Source organism: Pediococcus sp. AC40, from assembly GCF_030252485.1.
In the GTDB taxonomy this organism is placed as follows: Bacteria; Bacillota; Bacilli; order Lactobacillales; family Lactobacillaceae; genus Pediococcus; species Pediococcus acidilactici.
On record NZ_CP127012.1, the window covers coordinates 808,140 to 834,411 of the forward strand.

The following is a 26,272-nucleotide window of genomic DNA, read 5'->3' on the forward strand; positions in this document are numbered from 1 at the left end:
GCATCATGAATAGTTTAGAACAATTTGTCCAAGCCGTAATTGATTCACCATCGCAGTACACCAACTTGGACCATATTTATGTTTATAATCGTGTTTTAGGTTTGGTTGGCGAAGGTGAATCAGCTGAAGCCGTTGATGGACAGTTGACGAGTTTGGTAGATGCGTTAGTTAAGACGGCTATCCAAAACGGTAAAATTGAGGATACTCAATCAGATAAGAGCATTTTAGCAGACCAACTAATGGACTTGGTGACGCCGTTGCCTTCCGTTTTAAACCAGCTTTTTTGGGATAAATATCAGGTGAGTCCTAAAGCGGCTACGGATTATTTCTTTAAATTAAGTAAAGATAACGACTACATTAAAACCCGGGCAATCGCTAAAAACGTATCTTTTCCGGCTAAGACGGACTTTGGGCAACTTGAAATTACCATTAACCTCTCGAAACCGGAAAAGGATCCTAAGGCGATTGCCGCGGCCCGTAACCAACCGCAAAATGGCTACCCTTTGTGTCAACTATGCATGCAAAATGAGGGCTATTTAGGTAGATTAGGTTACCCATCCCGCAGCAATCACCGGATTATTCGGATGACGGTAGGCGGCGAAACTTGGGGCTTCCAATACTCACCGTACGCGTACTTCAACGAACATTCGATTTTCTTAGATCAAGTTCACCGACCAATGGTGATTAACCGACAAACCTTTGCCAACTTATTGGAAATCGTTAAACAGTTACCACATTATTTTGTGGGCAGTAATGCTGATTTGCCAATTGTTGGGGGATCAATGTTGTCACATGAACACTATCAAGGTGGCCGACATGTATTTCCAATGATGAAGGCGCCGGTTGCTAGAACCATTGAATTAGGGGTGAATGGCGTAGAAGCTGGAATCGTGAAGTGGCCAATGTCGACCATTCGCTTGACCAGCAAAGATCCGGTTGCGCTGACGGATGCGGCCGTTAAAATCCATAATACTTGGATGAATTATTCCGATGAAAGTGTGGATGTCAGAGCGTATACCGATGGAACGCGTCATCATACAACTACTCCGATTGCCTATAAAGATGGGGAGAACTACGTGATGGACGTGGTATTGCGGGATAATCAGACTTCGGCAGCATTTCCAGACGGCATTTTCCATCCGCACCAAGACGTACAACACATTAAAAAAGAAAATATTGGCTTGATTGAAGTAATGGGGAGGGCAATTTTACCAGCTCGGTTAAAGACGGAATTGGTAGAAGTGGAAAAGTACCTGTTAAATCAAGACAACCAAATGGCAGAAATGCATAAAACTTGGGCTGATCAATTAAAAGAAACTAAGTCGATCACGCCCGCAAACGTTACTGAAGTGGTCAATACGGCCGTTGGTAATGTTTTCGCGCGGGTTTTAGCTGATGCCGGCGTTTTCAAATGGGATGAAGCTGGTAAGGCAGCCTTTGCTCGTTTCATTTCCGCAGTTAAGCAATAGGGCCAGAATGGGGATCGCTGAACACCTTGGTTTGAACATCCCCACGAATCTTTATACGCTTAGCGCGGTAAAGTCAATAAAATAAGAGGCTGGAAAAAATAAAGCAATATTTTCAAGGATAAAAAGATTCTTAACAAGCTATTTTGGCGGCAAGTAGGGTCAAAGCATGCGCCAAAATCCAGTCTGTTCCGTTTAACCAAAAAACGACCGTTACGCCAAATTCAGGCATAATGTGATAATCCCTTTATGGTTGTCAGATGAAATAACATAATTCATCTGATAATCATGGAGGGATTTTTGAATGTCTAGATCTAAGTACACAGCATTAGAAAAATTAAATTTTATAAATGAATTTAACCAATCGAATATTAGTCAAAGAGCATTTGCTAAATATCATGGTCTTCGAAGAAGCACTTTTAAGGATTGGTTAATACGCTACGAAACCTTTGGTATTAAAGGTCTGATGGAAGTTAAAAAAAATAATAAATATTCCACTGACTTTAAGTACACAGCGGTTATGGCATATTTGAATGGTGAAGGTACCCTTAGTGAATTAATGAGTAAATTTGGATTACGTTCATGTAAGCAACTAATTGACTGGATTAACAAGTATAATGAGGATAAAACTTTAACGGCTACGCCGTTTAGGAAGAAGGTCCCCGTTATGAGTCGTAAGACAACTTTTGAAGAGCGAATAGAAATTGTCGAGTGGATTACCAAAGGTAAACATTCGTATGCCGAAGCAGCTGAGCACTTTAAGGTATCATACCAACAAGTTCGCTCATGGGTTATCAAAGCTCAAACTGGTGGTTATGAAAGCCTCGCAGATAATCGTGGGCATCGTAAACCAACTACAGAATTAACCGAAACAGATAAATTAAAGCGCGAAAATCGGCAACTCAAGGCACAATTAGCTGAGAAAAAAATACTTGAAGAATTCGTAAAAAAATACATGGAACTTCAGCGCAGGGGGTGAAAAAGCAACATCGGTTGATTTATCAAGCAATTAAAGAAATCAGTCAATATCACTTTGGAGCAGTATCGCTTCTTTTGAGGAATGCAGGTTTAAGCCGACAGGCTTATTATAAATTTCTAAAACGCAAAGAAACGGATTGGGAACGGCAAGATCAACAATTAAATAACCGTGTACAATATTGGTTTGATTTTCATCATCAAGGTATTGGCGCTGGAAATATATTAGTTAATTTAGAAAAAGATAAGCTGATTGATTTCCCTGTGACCACTAAAATGGTCCGTCGTGTAATGCGTAAATTGCGTATTAGATGTCAGATTCGACCGAAGAAACATAATCGAAACAAACAAAACGAACAATATATCCAAGACAATTTATTAAATCAAAATTTTGAAGTAAACAAGCCAAACGAAGTTTGGTTAGCAGATTCAACTGAATTATCTTATGGAGTAAACAGTGAATATAAGGTACGCCTTAGTGGCGTACTAGATTTATACGGTCGAAAGTTACTTACATATACCTTAAGCGAAACAGAAACTAGCAAATCACAGGTACAACTATTTAAGCAGGCGTTTTCAATGGTAAGTTGTGTTCAACCGTTAATTCATACTGACCGTGGATCAGCCTACACCTCCGGAACATTTAACAATTTTCTTAATCAATTCAACATTAAACGAAGTATGTCACGTCCTGGAACTCCGTATGATAATGCTCCGATGGAGCGATGGTGGAATGAATTTAAACTACGTTGGATGGAACGGCATGAAACACCTAAAACTTATCAAGAGCTGATTAAGTTAGTTGAAAGTGGAATTGAATATTTTAATCATTATGATCGATCAACAAAAAGAAACGGCCTCACTCCAGATGAATACTGGAATGAAGCCGTTTAGTAAGCCGCCTAATTTTATATTATTTCATCTGTCAACTTGACAGGGCCTAGTACATAACGGTCGTTTTTGACTAGAGCAAACTACCCGACTTTTGGCGCACGCTACTTTTAGGCCGTGGTTAGATTAATCCTTCCGCAAATAGGCCTTCGCAATGGCTTTTAAACCACGTCGCTTAAAATCGGTAACCGGCTCGCCGTTAAAGTAGCGAATGCCGTCGACGGCTTCTTCAATAGTCATACTTACGGGGTGGTTTTGAATTTGGGAATCTTCCGAGCGTCCCATTAAGTAATCAAGGGACACGTCAAGAGCTTCCGCAACCTGAAGTAACTTGTCAGCTCGGGGAGCTTGCGTTTTCCAACGGTAAATACTATTAACCCCAATTCCAGCGTGTTGCGCGGTGGTTTTAAGATTCCAATTTTTCTTTAGCTTTGCGGTTAATTTGATCCGGTCGACGAGGTCCATCGAATTCCTCCATTCTAATTATCGAATTCAGTACTTTTAGCGATGACAAATTTTGCTAAAAGTCTGCAGAATAAATAAAAAAATTTTTGCGCGGGTTAAATCCCCAAATAACGGGCTTTTAGGGTGTTATTATGCCAAAATTATTTTACTGAATTCAGTACTTTTTTGTCAATTGGGTTATCTTAAGCGTTGCTAAAACAAATAAAATTAAAATTTAATTAACTTTTTAATGGAAATCTATTTATTTTTGCAGCGTTTTCTGGTGTAATAGGGTATAAATATTTAAGGAGGACAATTTATGGAAACTACGGGTAACAACCGCAATTTTCGTTGGTACAACATTGCTTTGATTTCGTTTACGGCCGTTTGGGGCTTGAACAACGTGGTCAATAACTTTGCTAATCAAGGCCTCGTGGTCATTGTTTCTTGGATATTGATCATGGCGCTATATTTTATCCCTTATACTTTAATGGTTGGTCAGTTGGGAGCTACTTTCCAAGATGCGGAAGGTGGCGTTTCTTCTTGGATGAAGGAACTCTCCACTAGTCGGTGGGCTTATTTAGCAGCTTGGACATATTGGATTGTGCACGTGCCTTACTTAGCCCAAAAACCACAGGCGATCCTAATTGGGTTTAGTTGGCTTTTCCAGAGTAACGGGAACTTTGTTAACCAAACCCCGTCATACGTTGTTCAAGCACTAAGTTTAGTAATATTCTTAATCTTCTTATGGATGGCTACTAAAGGTGTCACCACGCTTAATCGCGTGGGGAGTATTGCAGGGATTGGGATGTTTACCATGTCGATTCTCTTCATTATTTTAGGTTTAGCGGCGCCGTTTATTGCGCATTCATCGATTGCTACGGCACACATGGATCAAGTCAGCACTTATATGCCAAAATTTAATTTTAACTACTTCACCACGATTTCCATGTTAGTTTTCGCAGTTGGGGGAGCGGAAAAAATTTCCCCGTACGTTAATAAGACGCGAAATCCTTCCAAAGAATTTCCTCTAGGGATGATTTTACTTGCAATCATGGTGGCACTTTCTGCTGTCCTAGGTTCGTTTGCGATGGGGATGATTTTTGACGCCGACCACATTCCTAATGATTTGATGGCGAACGGGTCGTATACGGCTTTCCAAATTTTAGGAAATTACTTCCACGTGGGGAACTTGTTGACCTGGATTTTTGCAATTTCCAATATTTTATCGACTTCGGCAGCGCTTGCGATTTCAGTTGACGCTCCGTTACGAATCTTTTTAAATGACGCTGATAAAAACTTTGTGCCGGCAAGTTTGCGGCGGAAAAATAAGAACGGCATCGCGATTAACGGTTACAAATTAACTGGAATTTTGGTTTCGATCATTATTATCGTTCCTGCATTGGGAATCGGTGGAATGAATGATTTATATAACTGGTTAATGAACCTTAACTCGGTTGTAATGCCAATGCGCTATCTCTGGGTATTCGTAGCGTACATGCTATTGTCGAAGCAAATCAAGAAGTTCAACTCCGACTACGTCTTTGTTAAAAACTCGAAGATTGGCTTTGCTTTTGGATTATGGTGCTTCTTATTTACGGCATTTGCATGTATTTTAGGGGTGATTCCTAAGATTGACTACGCAGCAAATCCAACAACTTGGTGGTTCCAATTGGCAATGAATATCATCACGCCATTTGTTTTAATCGCATTAGGGGTCATTATGCCAATGATTGCCAAACGACAAGTTAAGGAAGAACTATAAAGATCACGGATAATTTAGGAATAAAGCTGGTGGTTATTGATAACTGTGTTAGCTTGGCGAAAGCTTTGGATTCGATTTTAAAATTAAGGGCTTCTCAAGAATTTTAGATTCTGAGAGGCCTTTTTTAGACTCAACGACCTTACTTTTAATGCTGAAAAATTTGACAAATACGAACGTACGTTTGTATAATTAACCCAATATATTAGTGAGGGTGATGGTTATGCAAAAGTTAAGCGGAATTATTACTTCGTCGATTAAAATCATTAGTTATTCGCCACTTTTAATGCGGTTTCAGCTGACGGATCGTCGGCAGCAAAAATACAATATGCTGATCCATACACACGCGCTACGGTTTTTCCAAGAAGCACGTCCTGGATTAGCGTTAACCGCACTGGTGCGGCCTAACCAACGTGGCCAATGGTGGTTCGCCAGTTTACAGTCTTCAACGCGGAAGTGCTGGTTTAAAATGAATGCGGATGCTAGGGTGATTTTACAGCGAATTCAACGGTATTTTAAAAAGATTCCGAACACATATTATGCAATTAACATTGTCGACGACCGGTTTGACGATTGTTATAACTTCTTTTTCATTGTTCATAAAAAGAATAGTCGGCCACATTCGATTCCTTTGCGGAGGGTGACCCCTTATGATCTTGAATCTTTGAAAGAAGTGGTACGTGAGGTTCGGAAAGTCTATCAATTAACGATTAAGTACACTGGATTTACAACGGAACAAATTCGATGGTTGCAGTCTCCTAAGTAGTGTGTGTTGGCGGACGATTTGCATTAGAGTAGCGGTAATCATCTTCAAAAATTATTCAATAATGAATTAATCTCTTCCCACTGTGGAAGGGATTTTTTAGTACAGGTATAAAAATAATTACTTTATTTGGGGAACTGTTGGGTACCGAACAGTTTTTTTAGCAGAATTTTGGTAAATTAATTGTGAAATAAATATCAAACTTTCGCTTGGATTTTATCGAAAAAGGGGGTTGGTGGAGTGGATAGTTTAAAAGGCGGTGAGCAAGGGTACGCAATTGAGTTTTATGGTGGCAAAAAAATGGGGATGGTTCCCATCGTGGTTTACATCATCATTAGTGCCGGGTTAGCAATCTTTTTCCAAGTGTATTCAATGAAAGGTTTGGCTGTAGCCTCGGTAATTGGTCTCTTTGCGGACTTTTTCTTTGTAAAGGAGAAGGCTAAGTATTGGAAAGTCATCATTAAAGGGTTAACGCAGTTTGGTAACTCTAAATTGATTTTTACCTTCATTTTAATTGGGTTATTTACCAAATTGCTAACGGTAGGCAACATTGGCAGTGGCTTTGTCTGGTTAAGTACCCAACTGGGAATTACCGGAAGCGGCTTCGTGGTTTTTACGTTTATCGCCTCCACAATTATTTCCATGGGAACCGGTGCTCCCATTGCGGCGGTATTTGCGGTAGTACCCATTTTTTATCCGCCAGGAATTATGTTAGGAGCCAAAGCAGCGGTTTTAGTAGGTGCAATTTTAAGCGGCGTTTTCTTCGGGGATGCAATGTCGCCCAGTTCGCAGGTGATTAATACCACCATTGATACACAGCATGACAAACAGACCCATAAGCCCGCTGATTTACAAGCCGTGATGAAAGCCCGGAGTCCGTACTTGGTGGGGGTTGCACTACTGAGCGCAATTTTGTTTTACATGTCTGGCGCGACGGGTGCGGTGATTAATCCAGCTAAATTGGCGATAATTAACCAAAATGCCGATGGAAAAGGTCTGTTCATGCTGATACCGATTGTAATTTTATTGGTGATTAGTTTTATTAAGAAAGATTTGTTTTTAGGGCTATCATACGCCACAGTGATTGGATTAATTTTAGGGGTCGTTTTAGGTAACTTTCAAATGAGGGACATTCTAATGGCTAATCGGCAACATGAACTCCTGGGAATTTTGACCACCGGGACCTTTAGCATGACTGATATTATTATTTCTTCCATATTATTGTTTGGCATGATTGCGGTGGCCGTGGAGTCGGGATGCTTGGACATGATGTGCGAATGGATTTTAAAAAAGAAGGTTATCCAATCTCCAATGGGGGCTGAGTTGGTTTTAGTGCTTAGTATTGGGGTAATCAATATTTTGCTTTCAGGCTGTGTTTTACCAGCCATTCTACTGTTTAGTAACGTGGCGGACCAAATCGGGCAGAGTGCGAATATTTCACCCAACAAGCGCTCGTATCTACTAACTGGGGCAGCAACGACGGTGACGGCGATCATTCCCGTTAATAGTGCATTTGTTATGGGTGCAGTTACGTTAATTAATCAAATTAAAGTAACCGGTTACGGCAAGGTAGCGGTTAATCCGTTTGAGATTTTTGCTTCCAGTTATTACTGCATCTTGCTAACCCTCGTTTGTTTCTTATGGGTCTTTAAACGAGAAAAGCAAAATAATACGGAAAAAGTAGGGATTAAAGGAGTATCGAGAAATGCGTAAAGAATATGATGTGCTAATTGTCGGTGGCGGGCCGGGTGGTTTAACGGCGGCAATCTATGCCGGACGCGCGGAACTAAAAACCCTTTTAATTGAAAAAAGTGGTTATGGCGGCCGAATTACCGAAACGGCTGAGGTTAAAAACTACCCTGGGGTCGAACTAGATTCAGGGAATCACCTAATGGAAACTTTTAAAAAGCACGCTGAAGATGCAGAGAGCGTGGAATTGAAACGTACCACGGTAACCAAGGTTCAGCCCGTTGAAGATGGATTTATTGTATCAACGAAACGGCGGGGCGATTTTACAGCTAAAACGGTGATCTTAGATCTGGGACTGTCCCGCGTGAATTAAACATTAGTGGTGAAAAAGAATTTGTCGGCCAAGGGGTTTCGTACTGCGCTACCTGCGACGCGGAATTTTTTAAGGACCAAGAAATTTTCGTGGTTGGAGCAGGGGACCAAGCCATCGAGGAATCCGAATATTTAGCTAAATTTGCTAAAAAAATTAACATTGTCGTGCTCCATGATGGAGGCATTTTGGATTGCAATGAGGTGGCTGCTAAGAATATTAAGAACAATCCGAAGGTTAGCTTTATTTGGAATTCAACGTTAGCGGAAATCAAAGGAGGCGAAAAAGTTGAAGAGGTAGTTGTTAAAAATGTAAAAACTGGAGCATTAACTACCCACACGACCAAGGGGGTGTTCTTCTTTATCGGAATGACGCCCCAAACCAGTCTGGTAAAGGGATTAGTTGAAATGAATGGACACGGATACATTCACGTAAATGAGAAGCAAGAAACTAACCTTCCAGGATTATACGCAATTGGGGATTGCACGGATAATTATTTAAAACAAGTAATTACAGCTTGCGGTGATGGCGCTTGCGCGGTGGTCGCAGCGGAACGCTACCTGACTGAAGAAAAACAGCTAGCTCAAATTTTAAACGATTTCGATGCGAAAGTGGCGTTCATCTTTTTCAATCCATACGAATCCCAGGACATTGACCAAGCAACCAAGTTTGAAAATGCCCTGGTAGAAAAATATAAAGTCTACCGTCAGGACGTTTCACACCAAACCGTCTTATTTAACCAATTGAAACTTAATCACACAGTGGTGGCAGCGCTATACGAACATGGACAGTTAACGAAAATTATTAATAGCATTGAAGAATTAGAAAAATAGGGGTGAATAAAATGGGACAACCTTCAGTATTTCCACACGGAACCACAATTTACAAACCAGAAAAATGTTTTAACGGTTACACAATCGTGCCGCTGATTAACGACGGGGTTTTACTATTTGACATGAACGGAAATGAGATTCGCCGTTGGAATATGCATGCGATGCCGCCTAAACTCTTTAAGGGTGGCTATGTAATGGGATCTTCGGGGAACCGCCACCCTGATTATGGAATGCAAGACGGAGTTAACTTGATTGAAATTGACTACGACGGCAACATTGTTTGGGAATTTGATAAACTTGAAAAAATTGACGATCCGGGCCGGGATCACCGCTGGATGGCGAGGTCACACCACGATTTTCAACGGGAAGGCAACCCGGTTGGCTATTACGTTCCGGGCCAAGAAGCAAAGCCACTTTCGGGCAATACGTTGATTTTAGGGCACCAAACGATCCATAACCCTAAAATTTCTGACAAGCGGTTGTTAGACGAAATTATGTATGAAGTGGATTGGCAAGGAAACATCGTTTGGCAGTGGTCCATTAACGAACATTTTGATGAACTAGGGTTTGATGAGGCTGCCAAAAACGTCTTGTTCCGCGACCCTAACATGCGTTCATCTGATGGGGGCGTGGGGGATTACCTGCACGTTAATTGCATGAGCTACTTAGGGCCAAACAAATGGTACGACGCTGGAGACGAGCGTTTCAAACCAACCAATATAATTTTTGATAGTCGGGAAGCAAATATCCTAGCCATTTTAGATAAGGATACGGGAAAGATTGTTTGGAGAATCGGTCCGGACTTTAATGCTTCACCAGAGCTAAAGAAGTTAGGGTGGATTATTGGGCAACATCACCTGCACATGATTCCTAGAGGACTACCTGGCGAAGGTAACTTACTAGTTTTTGATAACGGCGGTTGGGCAGGTTATGGCCTTCCTAATCCGGCTTCTCCAATTGGAACGAAGAACGCAACCCGGGATTATAGCCGGATTATCGAATTTGACCCAACTACTTTAAAGGTGGTTTGGGAAGTTACCCCTAAAGATTTTGGACACGCTATTCCAGTGGACGCAAGTAAATTTTATAGTCCGTACGTTTCTTCGGCACAACGGTTACCAAATGGGAACACGCTGATTGACGAAGGGTCGGATGGGCGCTTAATTGAAATTACAAACGAAAAAGAAATCGTGTGGGAATGGATTTCACCATACTATTCACATACCGAACCTGGCCAGCCTAAAAATAACATGATTTACCGTGCGTACCGCTATCCGTATGACTATGTACCGCAAGAACCAGTTCCTGAAGAAGTGGCGATTGAACCGATTGACAACCCGACTTACCGGGTTCCGGGAGCTGGCAAACTAGGTGCTAAGAAAGTTATCGATGTAGAAGGAACTTTGCCGTATTACGCTGACGTTGCTTTGTGTGTGGCTACGGATGACGAGGATGATACAATTAATAAGGAAAAAGTGTTTGACGTTGATAAAGACTTTTTTGCGCCCCTGACCACTGCTAACTTCGACGAAGCTGTCTTAGAAAACCAGGAGAAGCCGGTTCTAGTCCTATTCGGCGCAGAAAGATGTGTACACTGTAAGGCTCTGCATCCAGTTTTAGAAGAAGCGTTAAAAGAAGACTTTGCTGATGACTTTATAATTCACTACGTAGACGTGGATGCCGAAACTAAGTTGGCTGAACAGCATAAAATTGCGGGAATCCCGGTTGTAGCCATCTTTAAGGATGGAAAGGAATTACAACGCTTTAATGGTGAACGTGATTACGATGACGTTTGTGATTTTCTGGAAGATGCCCTGAAATAACTGATGGACAGGAGGGATTCCTGATGGAACAGCGCGATTTTGTGAAAAGTATTTTGCAGCATCCCTTAATTCGAAATCATTGTCGAATTGAAGAATACAAAAGAAATATTATCGTAAAGACCCCAGGGACCCTAATTACGGAGATTGGAATTGTACTTAAGGGTTATCTTAAAGCAATAATCTACTCTAGGTGCGGTAAAGAAATGTGTGAAACGATTTTCGGACCCAACAGCATTGTTTTAGAATATTTACATTTCTCGGGAGATAAACGGTCCACGTACAATTTAGGTTCAATTAACCAATGCCAGATTTGTTGGATCCCCATTGAAAATTTTTCAAAAGTAGTTCTTGAAGACCCCGAATTTTCTAAAATGTATATCCGCCAGTTAGCAAAACGGGGGTTGGAGAATCAACGTTTGATCACTTGCTTAGGTTATAAAACGGTGCGCGAGCGGATTGCTTACTGGATTATTAGCGGTGGCAACTCAGCGATGGAAAGTACCGAAGCAACTGAGCTCGAATTCCCAGTTTCACAAGAAGTGTTTTCGGAGATTTTACACGTGACCCGTTCATCTTTGAATCAAGAGCTCCAAAAAATGAGTGCTGACGGACTTTTTGCGGTGAAGCGAAACGTGTTGAAGAATATTGATTACGCTAAATTAGTTAACGAGATTTAAAAACAAAAGACAGTTATACGAAATACCTCCTGCCTAAAAAGCCCCCGATCTTTGTGGATCGGGGGGGTTATTGAAGTGCAAGTTTATAAATGTTTGTATTTGTTTTGGAAAAAGGTAAGATGCGACGTTAAAGGTATCCCAAACTGTTTTTACTTCAGGAATATTTGATATTTAGTTGTCAGCTTGGGAACAAAGGATTAATTTTTGTCAAGTTTCTCAAATAATTCTCCAAAAACAAAAGTGCCACAATCCCAGTATTACCAGAGGATTGTGACACTTTTGATTTATTTCCGTAAGGTTCCCAAAATATCTAAAAAAGCGAACGACGGGAATCGAACCCGCGACACAAGCTTGGGAAGCTTGGATTTTACCACTAAACTACGTTCGCAATTGCAAAATTCATTTTAGTCCAGTTTGGAAAAAATGTAAAGTAGAATTTAGTTAATTTACATGGTAAAACGGGTTAGCAAAAAGATTGATTATCTTGCTACTTCAACGGGTGCGAATTGGCTAGTTTTGGTGCCAATTTATTTTTTCGCGGTTATAATAGATTTGAAACCATCGCATTAACGGAGGAAAACAATGATAAAACAGACATTTGAATTTGATGATGAGTTACGGGTAAATCGTTTAGGATACGGAACGATGCAATTACCTGGACACGGTGTCTGGGGGCCCAGTGCCGATGAAGCCAATGCGGTTGCCGTAGCGAAGCGGGTGTTAGATAGTGAAGTTAACTTCATTGACACTGCGGATGCATACGGACCGTTTTATGCAAATTTATATCTCAAAGAAGCGTTAAGGGACTATCAAGGACCACATAAAATGATTGCCAGCAAAGTTGGGTTCACCCGACAAGGACCGGACGTGTGGACGGTGGTTGGCGACCCTAATTATTTGCGGCAACAGGTAGAATTGAACTTATGGTCTTTAGGACTGGACTCGATTGACTTGATGCAATTGCACCGGGTGGATCCCCGTTTTTCAATTGAAGAACAGGTCGGTGTCTTAGCAGACATGCAAAAAGAAGGTAAAATTAAGCACATTGGTTTGAGCCAAGTTTCAGTAGAAGAAATTAAACGTGCACAAGCGATAGCCAAGATTACTTCAGTACAAAACCGGTATAACCTGATTGACCGCCGTGACGAAGCAGTTCTCGATTATGCCGAATCCCAACACATGGCGTTTATTCCGTGGTTCCCGTTGGCAACTGGAAAGTTGGCTTCAGACCAAAATAGCATTTTGAACCAAATTGCCCAAAATCACTTGGCAACGCCGAGTCAAATTGCGTTAGCTTGGCTATTACAACGTTCGGAAGTGATTTTACCAATTCCTGGAACCTCAAATATTAAACACTTTGAAAGTAATATTCAAGCAGCGTACATTACGTTGGCGCCTAATGAATTTGAGGCCCTTAATCAATTAGCTGGAAAAGTTAATTAGCAAATCAAAACATACTCTGTTATAATGATTCAGTAATAAGTAGAATAGTAGTAATCTTCAGCGTTATCCTAGCGAGTCTGAGTTGATGGGAGTCAGATATAAGGCGGAGATGAAGGCGTGATTCTACGGATATTAAATTAAATAAATAAGTGGATTATTTTAATCAAGTAGAGTGGTACCGCGGGAAATCTCGTCTCTTACATTTAACGATGTAAGGGGCGTTTTTTTTCGCAGAAAGGACGGAAATATGGATTATAAGAATCAAGTTGTTGCAGCATTAAAACCAGTTTTAAACGAATACCTATCAGATAGCGAAATCTATGAAAAGATTGAAGTGCCTAAGGAAAGCAAGCTAGGTGATTTGGCTTTCCCAACCTTTACGCTAGCTAAGGTTTTGCGCAAAGCACCTCAAATGATCGCACAAGATTTAGTTGAAAAAATTGACCAAAGCGACTTCGAAAAAGTTGAAGTTGCGGGTCCTTACATCAACTTCTTCCTAGATAAGCAAGCCTTTGGTGAAGAAGTTTTAAGAACGGTTCTTGACCAAAAGTCAGCTTATGGTGATAACGACGATGGTCAAAATGGGAACGTCCCAATTGATATGTCATCGCCTAACATTGCTAAGCCGATTTCCATGGGTCACTTACGTTCGACCGTAATTGGTAATTCTTTAGCTCTAATTATGGAAAAAAATGGTTATCATCCAATTAAGATTAACCATTTAGGTGACTGGGGTACGCAATTTGGTAAATTGATTACCGCATACAAACTATGGGGTAGTGAAGAAGATGTAAAAGCTGATCCAATCAATAAACTTTTGGAATACTACGTTCGTTTCCATAAGGAAGATAAGGAAAAGCCTGAACTAGACGACATTGCTCGGGACTGGTTCAAGAAGCTGGAAGATGGTGACGAAGAAGCTACTAACCTATGGAAATGGTTCCGTGAAGTTTCGTTACAATCCTTCAAGCAAATTTACGATAAGTTAGGGATTACGTTTGATTCTTACAAAGGGGAAGCCTTCTATAACGATAAGATGGATGAAATTGTCCAAATTTTGGAAGACAAGGACCTCTTAAAGGAAAGCCGGGGAGCGCAAGTTGTCGACCTAGAAAAGTACAACTTGAATCCAGCCTTAATTAAGAAGACTGACGGAGCTACCCTGTACATTACTCGGGACTTAGCAGCAGCCCTTTACCGTTACCGGACTTACAACTTTGTACAATCGCTATACGTGGTTGGTGCCGAACAAACTAACCACTTTAAGCAATTAAAGGCTGTATTAAAAGAAATGGGCTATGATTGGTCTGACGACATCCACCATATTCAATTTGGTTTGATTACGCTGAACGGAAAGAAATTGTCTACTCGTTCAGGTCGGGTTGTTCTCTTGGATGAAGTCTTGAATGATGCGGTAACCTTAGCGAAGAAGCAAATCAACGAAAAGAACCCTGATTTAGCTAACGCTGACACAGTTGCAAAAGAAGTTGGGGTTGGCGCGGTAGTCTTCCACGATTTGAAGAACGAACGGACAAACTCCTTTGACTTTAACCTTGAAGATGTTGTTCGTTTTGAAGGGGAAACAGGCCCATACGTACAATATAGTCGGGCTCGGGCAGAAAGCATTCTTCGGAAGGCAGATACGGAAGTTACAACCGATCAATTGAAGATTACGGATGCCAATGCTTGGGATACCTTAAAAGCATTGCAAGAATTCCCAAGCGTGGTTCAACGAGCAGCTGCCCAATATGAACCATCAGTTATTGCGAAATACGCCTTAAGTTTGGCGAAATCCTTCAATAAGTACTACGCAAATTCTCGGATCTTGGCGGACGATGCTGAAAAGCCAGCACGCTTGGCATTGGTTAAGAGTGTTAGTTTAGTGCTTGAAGAAGCACTACGCTTACTTGGCGTTAAGGCACCGGACGAAATGTAAAATTAACCAACTGAAATTCAGTATAAAAACCAAGCGCGCAAGTGCTTGGTTTTTTTAGTGGAAGAAAACGAAGTAAAATTGGGCGGGTGCTCTTAATTAAAAGCACATCAATCTCACCAAAATTTAATATAATGGACAAACTACAGTTTTTTTAACAAAAATTGCGGATTTTAGTCTTTTACCGTCAAGTTACTGGGGTGGTATTTTTTTCTAACATAGTAGGCGTCAAATCAATTTAAAAAAAGGAGTTTTTATATGATTTCGCCAACTATCCAAACGGAAATCAAAAAATTTTATATGGCTCAACCAGATTTTGGGAACTTACCCATGCAGGAACTAGATCGACTAAGTGAAGCTACGCGTTTTAAACGGGTGCACCGGGGACAATGGATTTTTGATCAGGGGGATGAGCTTAGTAACGTGTATTTCTTAAAGGAAGGTCACGTAAAAGTTACGGCAATGAATGCGGAGGGAGACTTAACATATTTATCATTTTTAACGCCACAGGCAATTTTTCCACTGAGGGGCATTCTTAATGGGGAAGAATACTGTTATAATTCAATTGCGATCACTGATTTAGAAGTGTACATAGTTCCGGTAACGGAAATCCGACGGGTGATTATTCATAATTACGCTTGTCTAGTTTCGTTTATCCAGCGGATGGAAAGGCTAGTTGAACGTACAACTAGCTTAATTGAACAGACTACGAGTTCGAACGCCACCCAACGGGTTTGCCAGGTGTTAAGCGGCTTAAAGGCTGAATACGGACAAAAAAGAGGGGCGGTGCGTCAAATTCCGTTTCAAATTTTGTTAAAAGACTTAGCGGTGTTGAGTGGGACCACTACGGAAACGGTGACGACGGTTGTAAAACAACTTCAGCAACAAAATAAGATAAGGTATAATCGAAAATTGATTTCGTTTATTTGATTTAGGACGGGGATGAATTATGAAAAAAGACGTACGACGCGAGAAAATTTTAGATTTAATTAACGAAAAACCGATTTCTACGCAATTGGAATTATTGCAGGCACTGGCGGATGCGGGGATTAAGACAACCCAAGCAACCCTTTCGCGAGATATTAAAGAAATGCACTTAGTTAAGCAGGCCGACATTACGGGTGCACTAACGTACCGGGTGATGGACTCCAAAGAGCAAATTGAGCCGGACAATAGTCCTATTCGGGAAATTTTTCAAGAGAGCGTGACTAAAATTACGCAAGTCCAGTTCATCAACATTGTTAAAACTGAGCCTAACCACGGAAATCGGGTGGCAGCGGTGATTGACGATGCCGATATTGAAGAAATTCGGGGAACGCTTGCCGGATTTGATACGTTGGTAATTTTCAGTGCGGACGTTGACGAAGCTACCGTTTTAAATCAAAAATTAAACGCACTAATGCAAACTAACTAAGCAACGGGAAAACCTCTAAAATCCTTGAAATTAGCAAGCTTTAAGAGAATTTACTCTTAAGATGAAGATTCGGGCTAATTAATGGAATCAACGGGAGGCTTTCTCGTTTTTACTTATTAAGACCAGTTTAAAAACCTTCGGTAGGTAAAGGAAACCTTATAGAATATGATAAAATACCAACAGTATCGTAATCTGTAATGAGGTAATATTAAATGGAAAATTTTTGGAATACGATTAAAGTATTTCTGCAAAAAATTGGGGGCTTTTTTAGCTGGATTTGGCAAAAGATTCACCCATTTTTACACAAGTACTGGCATCGTTATCAATTAACCCGCTGGATTATCGTGATTGTTTTAGCGGTTATTTTTGTCACCAGTGCAGTTTTAACGTATCAAGCCAAAACTGCAAACGTTAAAAATTTAAAAGCGGCCTTATCGCAGCCAACGTTAGTTTACGACAAACATAATGAAAAAGCGGGGAGCTTATATTCCCAAAAGGGAACCTGGGTAGATTTAGATAAAATTTCACCCAACGTCCAAAATGCGGTAATTGCTACCGAAGATCGCAATTTTTATAAGGAATACGGTTTTTCGGTGAAAGGAATTGCCCGGGCCTTCGTGATGTACGGCATGAATAAGGTGTTGGGGCGCAATTACATTTCCGGTGGTGGGAGCACGTTAACCCAGCAGCTGGTAAAGAACGCCTTTTTGTCCCAACAGCAGACCTTTACGCGAAAGGCTAAAGAGTTATTTTTATCAATTGAAGTGGAAAATGTTTATACCAAAAAAGATATTTTGGCAATGTACTTGAATAACGCCTACTTTGGTAATGGCGTTTGGGGAGTGCAGGATGCGTCCGAACGTTACTTTGGGGAGAGCGCTGCCGAATTGACGGTTCCGCAAGCCGCCGTGTTAGCGGGAATGCTAACTAATCCTAGCGCGTACAACCCGGATGATCACCCTAAAAACGCTCTTTCTCGACGAAACGTGGTCTTAAACTTGATGGCGGAGACGGGAAAAATTTCGGATTCTCAAGCTAAAAGTTATGCGCAGACCCCGATTGTTACGTCTAATAACTATTCCAATGAAGACGGTTATAAGTATCCCTACTACTTTGATGCGGTGATTGACGAAGCAATTAACCGTTATGGCCTGACCGAATCGGACATCATGAACCGCGGTTACAAGATTTACACCTATCTGGATCAAGGTAGTCAAGCGGGAATGCAGGATACGTTTGATAACGCGAATAATTTCCCAAGCAATGCTACCGACGGTACTAAGGTTCAAGCCGCTTCGGTAGCGGTCAATGCTGATGATGGCGGAGTAGAAGCCATTGTTGGGGGGCGTGGCGAGCACGTCTTCCGAGGTTATAACCGGGCAACCCAAATTAAACGGCAACCGGGCTCGACGTTGAAACCAATCGCGGTGTATGCGCCGGCGCTCGCTAGTGGTTACCGGTACAGTTCGATTTTGGAAGATAAATTGCAATCGTACGGGACTAATCACTATAAACCGGAAAATTACAACAACCAGTATTCTGGAAAGATTCCGATGTATCAAGCACTTGAGCAAAGTAAAAATGCGCCGGCCGTTTGGCTATTGAATAAAATCGGGGTTGATAAGGGATACGATTACGTTAAGAAATTTGGCCTTAACCCGAGTGAGGGAGACAAAAACCTTGCCATGGCTCTTGGAGGGCTGACTAAAGGGGTCTCCCCAATTCAACTTGCTTCGGCATACACGGCCTTCGCTAACGATGGAAACATGTCTAAACCACGTTTTATCCGCAAAATCGTGGATGCTTCTGGAAAGACAATCGTTAATAACACCCCTGAAAAGAAACGGGTAATTTCCAAGAAGGTCGCTAATGAGATGACCAGCATGATGCTGGGGGTTTATGGTGATAGCGCTGGAACTGGGTACGGCGCGGAACCAAGCGGTTATACAATTGCTGGTAAGACTGGTAGTACCGAAGCCGATACCAGCGGAAATTCGGAAGCTACCCGGGATAAATGGATGGTTGGCTACACTAAGGACGTGGTGGTCGCTACTTGGGAAGGATTTGACGACACTAATAAAGACCATCATTTGGAAAATATAACTGGTGTAGGGATGAACAGCATGTTCAAAGCCGAAATGAGTGAAATTCTACCAAATACTAAGGGCACGTCGTTCCAAGTTAAATCTGCGTCATCGCTAGCTAACAATAATGGCAACAGTAATGCGGGAAATCTTTGGGATAATATTGAAGATGGAACTTCTTCCATTAAAGACAGTATTTCCAAAGGTGCTAGCGGTGTTAAAGAAAAGGCTGGCGAACTTTTCAAAGACGCGAAAAAGTTTATCATGGGGCAGTGATTCCAGTATTAAAAATTAGTTCTAAATGATATAATTGAACTGTTAAATCAGAGGAGGCGCACTATGACTGTAAACATTTATGATACCGCAAATAAAATGGAACAAGAGCTCCGTCTAACCAACGAATACCAAAATTTGAAACAATCTTTTGAAAAAGTTCAACAAGACGAGAACGCAAGTGCTTTGTATAAGAAGTTTCAAGATATTCAAAGTTCGCTTCAACAAAAACAAATGAACGGCGAAGAGTTAACCGAAGACGAAATTAAAAAGGTTCACGAAGTCGCTGGTGAAATCGAAAAAGTGGACTTGATTAAAGACTTGATGGACAAAGAGCGGAGTCTTAATCAGTTGATTAATGACGTTAATCAAATCATCATGAAGCCGATCCAAGAGTTGTATCAAGGATAATTCTGGGCCGGCGACGTGATGTTGTTCGTTCGGTAAATTGCTGCGTAAGTAGTAGGCCAATTTAAAATTGGTAAGGATAATAAAACGAAAAAGAGGCTGGAAAAGAAATTCCTTGATTAAGGATACTTTTTCCAGCCTTATTTTTGATAAAAGTAATGCTGATAAGGGGGATAAAAATGAAGTTTATGCACGTAGCGGACGTCCATTTAGGTAGCCCGTTTCGGGGCTTAAAAAACATACCGGAACGCTTACGTAAGGTAGTGGTTAATTCGACAAAATCGGCTTTTGCAAAGTTAGTGCAGACGGCCATCGAACAACGGGTTGACTTTGTTTGTGTTGTGGGTGATCTATTTGATAATCCTAGTCCCGATATTGATACGTTGAGTTTTGCGGTGGACCAGTTAGACATACTAAACCAAGCTAAAATACCAGTCTTTTTGAGTTACGGAAATCACGATTACCTTAACGCTAAAATCCCAACAACTATCTTTCCAGAAAACGTCACGATATTTGGTCCAGAAGTAGAAACTAAAAAATTAACGACGACGGACGGAACGATCGTGGGATTGACTGGTTTTAGCTACGCCAAACGGGCGGAAGTAACTTCGCGAATTGAAGAGTACCCAACTAATGACGGACAATTTGATTTCCAAATTGGTCTTTTACATGGGAGTATGGATGGGTTACACGCCAGTGAAGCAAGGTACGCGCCGTTTACCCTTAGCCAATTATTAGATAAAAATTACGATTACTGGGCTTTAGGACACATCCACAAGCGCCAGATTTTGCACGAGGATCCTGTAATCGCTTATGCTGGAAATACGCAGGGACGACACATTAATGAGCCTGGGGCGAAAGGTGCCAGCCTCGTTACTTTGGAATCTAACCAAAAGGCTAAGGTAGAATTTGTCCGTAGCGACGTGGTGGAATGGCAGAGTTTGACGGTGGCTGTTGAAGAGGGAGCGGACTTTCAAAGCGTATTGGGCAACATCTTACAAAAAGCCAATACCATTACGTCTCCCTCCTTTAAATTAATGAGTGTTAGTTTAGCCGGAAGTAACCATCTGGCACCCGAAGTTTTGGAAGAATTAAGTAATGGCCTGGGACTATCTCAGCTACAAAAGCAATTAGACTCCGCTGAAGAGTGGGTATACCGCATTTTACTGAAGGTTGATGAGCAAACGCCAGTATTTTCCGAATTGGACCGTACTTATTGGCAACAGGCCGCTGAACAGGTTTTTACTCCTAAAACGGTTCAAAAGCAACTAGGCCGGCTAATGGAGTTGGATTTTATCGCTGAAGCTTATCAAGCCGATTTTAATCCAGAAGAACTCCGCGAACGAGTTGAAATTATGCTACAACAACGCAATGCGCTGGGGGATGATTAACGATGAAAATTAAGCGAATTGAAATCTATGGATTTGGTAAATGGCAGAACGTGACGTTCGATTTACAAAACGATTTACAAGTGTTTTACGGGCTTAATGAAGCTGGTAAATCGACCCTGCGACAGTTCATTTACAGCGTTTTCTTTGGTTTTGCTCAAGGAAGGGGTAGTAACAAATATTTGAAATACGTACCCAAAAAAGGACGTGGTTCGGCTGGATATGGCGGGGCTATTGAAATTGACTACCAAAATCACCCGTATCGAATTGAGCGCGTGAAGGGAAAAAATGGCGGTACGGTAACCATCAAGGATTTACTTGATCAAAGTACGGTTACTAACGATTTCTTAAGTGAGATGTTGGGCCCAATTGACCAACATACATACGAACGTTTGCTAGGTTTTAACCAAAGTGACTTAGATGATTTTAACGACTTGGGAAACCGGGACGATTTACGTCGCCATATTTTACGCATGGGTGCCGTAGGTAGTGAAGAATGGATTCAATTTGAAAAAGATTTAAAAAAAGATGCTGATAAAATGCATACAGCTAGTTCACGGACCCGCGAGCTAGATAAAAAAATTAAGCATTATGAGAAAGCTAAACAGCATTTACAAGATGACCGTGATCAATTACCGGATTACCAAAGTGCAAAGGCTTTAGAAGATCAAAACCGCGCAGAATTACAAGAAATCCGGCAGCAAATTAGTCAATTATCCAAGCAAACTAGCCACCAGCAAAAATTATTAGATGCGTGGAGTAACTACCAAAAAATCACTACGTTACGGCAAAGAGTTCAAAAGGTATCTAAAGCTGATTTGCAATTGGATTTAGGACAAATTAGTCGACTAGCGGATCAAATTCGGAAAGTAGAGGAAAATTGCCAACGGACTCAGCAAAAGCTACAAAACTTGCCGCCTTTAGCGCAGAAAGCGGATGATTTAGATCAGTTAATGGATCTGCAAGCTAAGCTACCGGTAGCTAAGGTTAATCGAGATGAATTAGATAAAGCACAGCAGCAACAAACCGAATTAACCAACCAACTTGCCGAATTACAAGAGAATAATTCGGTCGACTTAGGTAGCGTGGAACCAATGGATTCTGCCACCCTTAAGCAAGTTAAACAACTTTTGCAAGAACAAGCTCAAGTGGCTGCCAAAGTTAACCAATTGAGAAGTGTGCCGTCGCGCCAAACTGCTTCAACAAACAAGTCGACCGACGGCAACCTGATTTGGGGCGTGGGAGTTGTTTTAGCAGCGGTTGATTTCTTCTTACCGATTAACGCAATTATTAAACTAATTTTACTAGCCGTAATTATTTTGGGGGCATATGCGGTGGTTAAGCAAGTTGATCAGCCTGCTCAACAAGCAGACAATGCGACGGATGATTTGCAAACCGCGGAAACAAATGGGCGAAAAATTGATGAAAAGCTTCGTCAAATCGGTGGTCAAACTGGATTTGACGTGGTTCCGGCAACGGAGTGGGTATTTTTACAAAACGAAGTGGTGAACTATCAGCAGTTAGGACAACGGTTGGCCGAACTGAAACAACGGCAAGCAGTTTTACGGGAGAAGCTTGCTGATTTTTGGCAAACGGCAAAACCAATCTTACAAATTGACGAAGCCCAGCCCCAACCATCGCTAAACGAACTTACCAAATGGGTGACCGAGCGAATTCAGCAAATTCAACAACAGCAAAGCCAAGTGCAGACTCAGAAAATTTTGACGCAAAACTTGGCCGAGCAGCAGGCGGAATTAAAACAATTACGAACTAAGTTTGCGCAATTTGCAATACCGCCACTGGATGATCACTTTGACGAATGGCTGGCGCAATTAACTGAAACACAGAAGCAAGCGGTCCGGTTACGTGATTTAGAAAAAACGGTGGATCCCGCAATTCAGACGGAATTGCAAAAGTATCCGGAACTTACCGAACTACAAGCGCAACAAAGCAAACTAACGGCCGAATTACAGCAATTAAGGGCCCAAGAACAAGCGCTAGTGGATGAACGAACCCAGCGAATCGGGGAATTAACCGGTTTAAAGAACCAAATTGATATTTTAAATGAACAACAAGCCCTTGCCGAAGAAGAAACTGAGCTAAAAGATTTAATTGACGAGTGGTTAACGCTACAATTAGGGGCAAAGTGGGTTGATGAAACCCTTGGAGTGGCTACCAAAGGACGGCTGCCCTTAATTATTCAACAAGCCAACGAGTACTTTGCTAAAATTACGAACCAACGTTATCATCAAATTGAATTTGATAATGACGATGCTATTCACGTGGTTGACCAAAATGGGCAAGCTTATGAATTAGGGGAACTGTCTAAAGGAACTTTGGAACAACTATATATTTCCATTCGTTTTGCGTTTATGCAGGCGTTTGCGGATACCGTGGATCTGCCAATTATTATCGATGACGCTTTTGTAGCCTTTGATGACCAACGTTTAGCAGAAACATTTGGTTTACTTAAGCAAATTGCTCAACAAACCCAGATTATTTACTTCTCGGCCAAAAAAGAAGTTTATCAACTGGTAGATCAACGTAACGTGGTTGATCTAAACGAAAAATAAGGGAGGAACGCAGGTTTGACTAAAAAATTAATTGATTTTCAGAATGACGAAGAAATGGAGCTTTTTGTCCTGATTAAAAATGCCGAAAAACGGGTGACCAAGACTGGCAAAGATTTTATTTCGCTCGTTTTCCAAGACCGTTCTGGTGAAATTCGGGGAAATTATTGGGATGCAACCGCCACTGATTTCGAACAATTTCAATCTGGGCGGGTGGTTCTTCTAAAGGGGAAACGTGAAACTTATAAGGGAGCTCCCCAGGTTAAAATTATGGCAATGCGTTTGGCAACCGAAGAAGAACCTGCCGACCCCACGGCGTACACTGAAAAAGCTCCGGTTTCGGTGACTGAATTGCGGGAAGCCTTTGCACAATTAGTGTTTGAAATTAGTAATCCGGATTGGAACCGGGTGGTCCGTTACTTGCTAAAGAAGTACGATCAGCAATTCTTTGATTTTCCGGCGGCTAAGTCAAATCACCACGCTTTTGAGGGAGGATTAGCTTTCCATACTTTATCAATCGTTAAATTGGCCAAGGCAGTTGCCCAACAATATGAAAATATTGATCAATCGTTATTAATTGCCGGTGCAATTCTGCATGATTTAGGTAAAACCATCGAACTTTCTGGGCCGGTTGCTACTCAATATACGGTGGAAGGGAATCTCTTAGGACACATTGTAATTATTGACGAAGAGGTAGTGGAGGCTGCCCAAGCACTGAAAATTGATCCAAATGGTGAATCTTTAGTGATATTACGTCATCTGTTAGTTTCTCACCATGGATTACGGGAATACGGGTCACCAATCGAGCCCCACATGCTTGAAGCAGTGGTGCTCCATTCGCTAGATGACTTAGATGCCCAAATCCAAATGGTCTCGGGAGCTTTGAAGAATACGGATGAGGGACATTTTAGTGAACGAATTTTTGGAATGAATGGCCGGCGGTTCTATAAACCAGAAACTAAGTAATTGGGTTATTTGATAGTACTGAGTTCATTAATTAAGATAGGCAGATCTAGAAGTTAAAAAACGCTTCTCAAGAAATTTAAAAATTCTTGAGAAGCGTTTTTAGTTTAGTAGATTAAGTTTCAATTCAGGCTCTTTAACCAAAAATCGGCACTATGCCAGATTTAGGTATAGTACCGATTCAGGTTAAGGTTCCCAAACTACCAAAGGTTTGGAACACACCTTGTATATAAACTATTTACTGCTTGTTGATGAGGATGAAGAGTTACCTAAATATTCATCTAAGACGTTCTTAAGGTCCTTATCCTTGATGGTAACGTTACCCTTCTTAAGTACCTTGGTGATCACTTTACGAAGAGTAGGAGCATCGCTCATGTCTTTGTTCCAAATTCGTTCTTTTAATTCTTTAGTATGATCGGACATTTTACCCTTAGCAGGCTTGTCGAGCATCTTAATTACTTGGTAACCGTATTGAGTCTTAACAGGTTTAGTAGTGTACTTGCCTTCGTCAAGTTTAAATGCAGCATCCTTAAAGTCAGAATCTAAAGTAGTGTTAGTGTCATCGAATGGGGCAATTTTACCGCCCTTATTATTACTTGAAGAATCTGTAGAATACTTCTTTGCTAATTTAGCAAAATCCTTGCCGTCGTTAAGTTGCTTAATAACGTCTTCAGCAGTTGATTTCTTAGAAACTAAGATTTGCGCTACGGTAACCTTTGGTTGGTATGACTTCCATTCTTTCTTAAGGTCTGAACTACTAATCTTATCGTTGTCCTTGACAGCTTCCTTTAGTAACGCATTAGAACGAATCTGCTTACGTAAAGAAGCTTCAGTCATACCGTTCGAAGCTAAAATGTCTTTAAATGAAGAGCCGTATTGATCTTTATAAGCATTGTACTGCTTATCGACAACCTTTTTAGTAACTTTGTCACCGTATTGCTTTTCAAGAACTTTGTTAACAATCATTTCTTGTAAAACTTGCTTACCGTTTGAAGTGTCCTTCAAACTGCTGTAATACTCATCCTGAGTAATTTTACCACCTGAAGTAGTGGCAACCGTCTTGCTACCACACGCAGCTAAGGTAAAAGCCATCGCAATGCTAGCGAATCCAAGTAAAACTTTTTTCATTAAATCCACACATCCTAACAATTAGTATTAGTTAAACTCAGCACCTATCATAACATAATTAAGGTTTCGATAAACTTTTTCGGATAATCTTAAGAAAAAATTTGGCTCATTTTCTTTTTTTAGCAACAACTTCCTTTTGCACCTGATTAAGCTCATTGCTAAGATGATTTTGCAACTCACTGATTTTTGCCATCCGAGGTTCTAGTTTGTATTGAAAACGGTCAACCGATTGCTGAATTTCGTTAAAGGTCTTTTCACTCTTTTTTATTTCAACCTTCATTTGAGCCGTGTTTAAACGTAGGCTTTGGAGAGCGTCTCCAAAGTCGCTAATGGCTTGAGCATAATTTTTTACCGAATGTTTTAAATCCCTTAAGAAGTGGGGGTGCTGGCTAACGTATTTAACCGTTTGCCAGCCTACCCAAGAACCTACAATTCCTTTTAGCCAAGGGTGCCGTTTGTTTTTTGCCATGTTATTCACCTAAATTATCTTTAATTTGATTTTGAATTTTGGTTAATTGAGCTTCGTCGTAGTGACTACTGTTGTCCACAAACCGCATGCCAAAATCATCATGGTCGGTATAGCGAGGAACGAGGTGGAAATGGGAATGGAAAACACTTTGGTAAGCAATTTTGCCATTATTGTTAATGATGTTCATTCCCTTAATATCTGGGTTACTGTCGCGAACGGCTCTAGCAATCTTAGGTATTCTGGAGAATACGTCGGCTGCAAGCTGAGGGTCGTAACTAAAGATATCCGGCACGTGTTTTTTGGGGATTACCAACGTGTGACCAGGGGTTCCTTGCGAAATATCTAGAAAAGCCTTTACCACGTCGTCTTCGTAGACGGTGTAACTAGGAATGTCACCAGTGATGATTTTACAAAATACGCAATTTTCGTCCATAAAATTACCTCCAATACAAAACTTGTCTTACACAGGCTAATTATACACGAAAATTGCGTAATTGTGCGGATTG

23 protein-coding genes and 1 tRNA gene are annotated in these 26,272 nt (G+C 41.1%); 19 read left to right on the plus strand and 5 right to left on the minus strand.

Annotation, left to right across the window (positions count from 1 at the left end; translation table 11 throughout):
• The first annotated feature begins 5 nt into the window (after positions 1-5).
• From NL111_RS03870 to NL111_RS03880, 3 genes are all read left to right on the plus strand, one after another.
• Positions 6-1,469, plus strand: a complete 1,464-nt coding sequence (locus tag NL111_RS03870; RefSeq protein WP_058120873.1) for a UDP-glucose--hexose-1-phosphate uridylyltransferase — start codon at positions 6-8, stop codon at positions 1,467-1,469.
• Between the two features lie 301 nt (positions 1,470-1,770).
• On the plus strand, positions 1,771-2,445 hold the full coding sequence (locus NL111_RS03875) for a helix-turn-helix domain-containing protein (protein WP_004165838.1): 675 nt from the start codon (positions 1,771-1,773) through the stop codon (positions 2,443-2,445).
• A complete protein-coding gene (locus NL111_RS03880; protein ID WP_128688300.1) occupies positions 2,442-3,335 on the plus strand; it encodes an IS3 family transposase in 894 nt (297 codons plus the stop codon). Before NL111_RS03875 ends, NL111_RS03880 begins: the two co-directional genes overlap by 4 nt.
• 123 nt (positions 3,336-3,458) lie before the next feature.
• Here the strand turns inward: NL111_RS03880 and NL111_RS03885 are convergent, their stop codons facing one another.
• Positions 3,459-3,797, minus strand: a complete 339-nt coding sequence (locus NL111_RS03885; RefSeq protein WP_002831322.1) for a helix-turn-helix domain-containing protein — start codon at positions 3,795-3,797, stop codon at positions 3,459-3,461.
• Positions 3,798-4,095: 298 nt separating this feature from the next.
• Here NL111_RS03885 and NL111_RS03890 point away from each other — a divergent pair, with 298 nt between their 5' ends.
• The 7 genes from NL111_RS03890 (at position 4,096) to NL111_RS03915 (ending at position 11,693) form a co-directional block, all read left to right on the plus strand.
• On the plus strand, positions 4,096-5,541 hold the full coding sequence (locus NL111_RS03890; protein ID WP_002831323.1) for an amino acid permease: 1,446 nt from the start codon (positions 4,096-4,098) through the stop codon (positions 5,539-5,541).
• 220 nt (positions 5,542-5,761) lie between these two features.
• Positions 5,762-6,304, plus strand: coding sequence for a hypothetical protein (locus NL111_RS10685; RefSeq protein ID WP_285110518.1), 543 nt, complete (start codon positions 5,762-5,764; stop codon positions 6,302-6,304).
• A gap of 237 nt (positions 6,305-6,541) precedes the next feature.
• Positions 6,542-8,014: a Na+/H+ antiporter NhaC family protein gene (locus NL111_RS03900; RefSeq protein WP_285110519.1), complete on the plus strand. Its 1,473-nt coding sequence runs from the start codon at positions 6,542-6,544 to the stop codon at positions 8,012-8,014.
• Positions 8,007-8,363 (plus strand): NAD(P)/FAD-dependent oxidoreductase, encoded by a 357-nt coding sequence (locus NL111_RS10660; RefSeq protein WP_350355566.1) that lies wholly within the window; start codon positions 8,007-8,009, stop codon positions 8,361-8,363. The genes NL111_RS03900 and NL111_RS10660 overlap by 8 nt, the downstream gene beginning before the upstream one ends.
• A gap of 2 nt (positions 8,364-8,365) precedes the next feature.
• The gene (locus NL111_RS03905) at positions 8,366-9,193 is read left to right on the plus strand and encodes an NAD(P)/FAD-dependent oxidoreductase (RefSeq protein WP_350355568.1); all 828 of its coding nucleotides are present in this window, start codon (positions 8,366-8,368) and stop codon (positions 9,191-9,193) included.
• Positions 9,194-9,204: 11 nt separating this feature from the next.
• Positions 9,205-11,016 (plus strand): DUF6568 family protein, encoded by a 1,812-nt coding sequence (locus NL111_RS03910; RefSeq protein ID WP_285110520.1) that lies wholly within the window; start codon positions 9,205-9,207, stop codon positions 11,014-11,016.
• Between the two features lie 23 nt (positions 11,017-11,039).
• A complete protein-coding gene (locus NL111_RS03915) occupies positions 11,040-11,693 on the plus strand; it encodes a Crp/Fnr family transcriptional regulator (RefSeq protein WP_002831329.1) in 654 nt (217 codons plus the stop codon).
• 317 nt (positions 11,694-12,010) lie between these two features.
• Here the strand turns inward: NL111_RS03915 and NL111_RS03920 are convergent.
• Positions 12,011-12,081, minus strand: a tRNA-Gly gene (locus tag NL111_RS03920).
• Between the two features lie 194 nt (positions 12,082-12,275).
• Here NL111_RS03920 and NL111_RS03925 point away from each other — a divergent pair.
• The 9 genes from NL111_RS03925 (at position 12,276) to NL111_RS03965 (ending at position 24,172) form a co-directional block, all read left to right on the plus strand.
• Positions 12,276-13,136 carry an aldo/keto reductase gene (locus NL111_RS03925; protein WP_220444174.1) on the plus strand — a complete coding sequence of 287 codons (861 nt, stop codon included), beginning with the start codon at positions 12,276-12,278 and terminating at the stop codon, positions 13,134-13,136.
• A 247-nt stretch (positions 13,137-13,383) separates the two neighbouring features.
• A complete protein-coding gene (gene argS, locus NL111_RS03930) occupies positions 13,384-15,072 on the plus strand; it encodes an arginine--tRNA ligase (protein ID WP_004165274.1) in 1,689 nt (562 codons plus the stop codon).
• A gap of 255 nt (positions 15,073-15,327) precedes the next feature.
• The gene (locus tag NL111_RS03935; protein WP_002831335.1) at positions 15,328-15,999 is read left to right on the plus strand and encodes a Crp/Fnr family transcriptional regulator; all 672 of its coding nucleotides are present in this window, start codon (positions 15,328-15,330) and stop codon (positions 15,997-15,999) included.
• A 19-nt stretch (positions 16,000-16,018) separates the two neighbouring features.
• Positions 16,019-16,483, plus strand: coding sequence for an arginine repressor (locus NL111_RS03940; RefSeq protein ID WP_004165273.1), 465 nt, complete (start codon positions 16,019-16,021; stop codon positions 16,481-16,483).
• Between the two features lie 212 nt (positions 16,484-16,695).
• Positions 16,696-18,843, plus strand: coding sequence for a PBP1A family penicillin-binding protein (locus NL111_RS03945; protein ID WP_004165272.1), 2,148 nt, complete (start codon positions 16,696-16,698; stop codon positions 18,841-18,843).
• Between the two features lie 63 nt (positions 18,844-18,906).
• A complete protein-coding gene (locus NL111_RS03950) occupies positions 18,907-19,251 on the plus strand; it encodes a YlbF/YmcA family competence regulator (protein ID WP_002831341.1) in 345 nt (114 codons plus the stop codon).
• A gap of 176 nt (positions 19,252-19,427) precedes the next feature.
• Positions 19,428-20,639 carry a metallophosphoesterase family protein gene (locus NL111_RS03955; protein ID WP_285110522.1) on the plus strand — a complete coding sequence of 404 codons (1,212 nt, stop codon included), beginning with the start codon at positions 19,428-19,430 and terminating at the stop codon, positions 20,637-20,639.
• Between the two features lie 2 nt (positions 20,640-20,641).
• Entirely contained in the window at positions 20,642-23,209 is a 2,568-nt protein-coding gene (locus tag NL111_RS03960) for an ATP-binding protein (RefSeq protein WP_285110523.1), read from the plus strand.
• A gap of 15 nt (positions 23,210-23,224) precedes the next feature.
• Positions 23,225-24,172: a 3'-5' exoribonuclease YhaM family protein gene (locus tag NL111_RS03965; protein WP_002831347.1), complete on the plus strand. Its 948-nt coding sequence runs from the start codon at positions 23,225-23,227 to the stop codon at positions 24,170-24,172.
• A gap of 231 nt (positions 24,173-24,403) precedes the next feature.
• On the opposite strand, the gene NL111_RS03970 is transcribed toward NL111_RS03965, so the two are convergent.
• The 3 genes from NL111_RS03970 to NL111_RS03980 all read right to left on the minus strand — a co-directional run bounded on the left by NL111_RS03970 (position 24,404) and on the right by NL111_RS03980 (position 26,199).
• Entirely contained in the window at positions 24,404-25,297 is an 894-nt protein-coding gene (locus tag NL111_RS03970; protein WP_285110524.1) for a peptidylprolyl isomerase PrsA, read from the minus strand.
• Positions 25,298-25,403: 106 nt separating this feature from the next.
• Positions 25,404-25,766, minus strand: coding sequence for a hypothetical protein (locus NL111_RS03975; protein WP_002831350.1), 363 nt, complete (start codon positions 25,764-25,766; stop codon positions 25,404-25,406).
• Between the two features lies 1 nt (position 25,767).
• Positions 25,768-26,199 carry an HIT family protein gene (locus tag NL111_RS03980; RefSeq protein ID WP_002831352.1) on the minus strand — a complete coding sequence of 144 codons (432 nt, stop codon included), beginning with the start codon at positions 26,197-26,199 and terminating at the stop codon, positions 25,768-25,770.
• Positions 26,200-26,272: the final 73 nt, after the last annotated feature.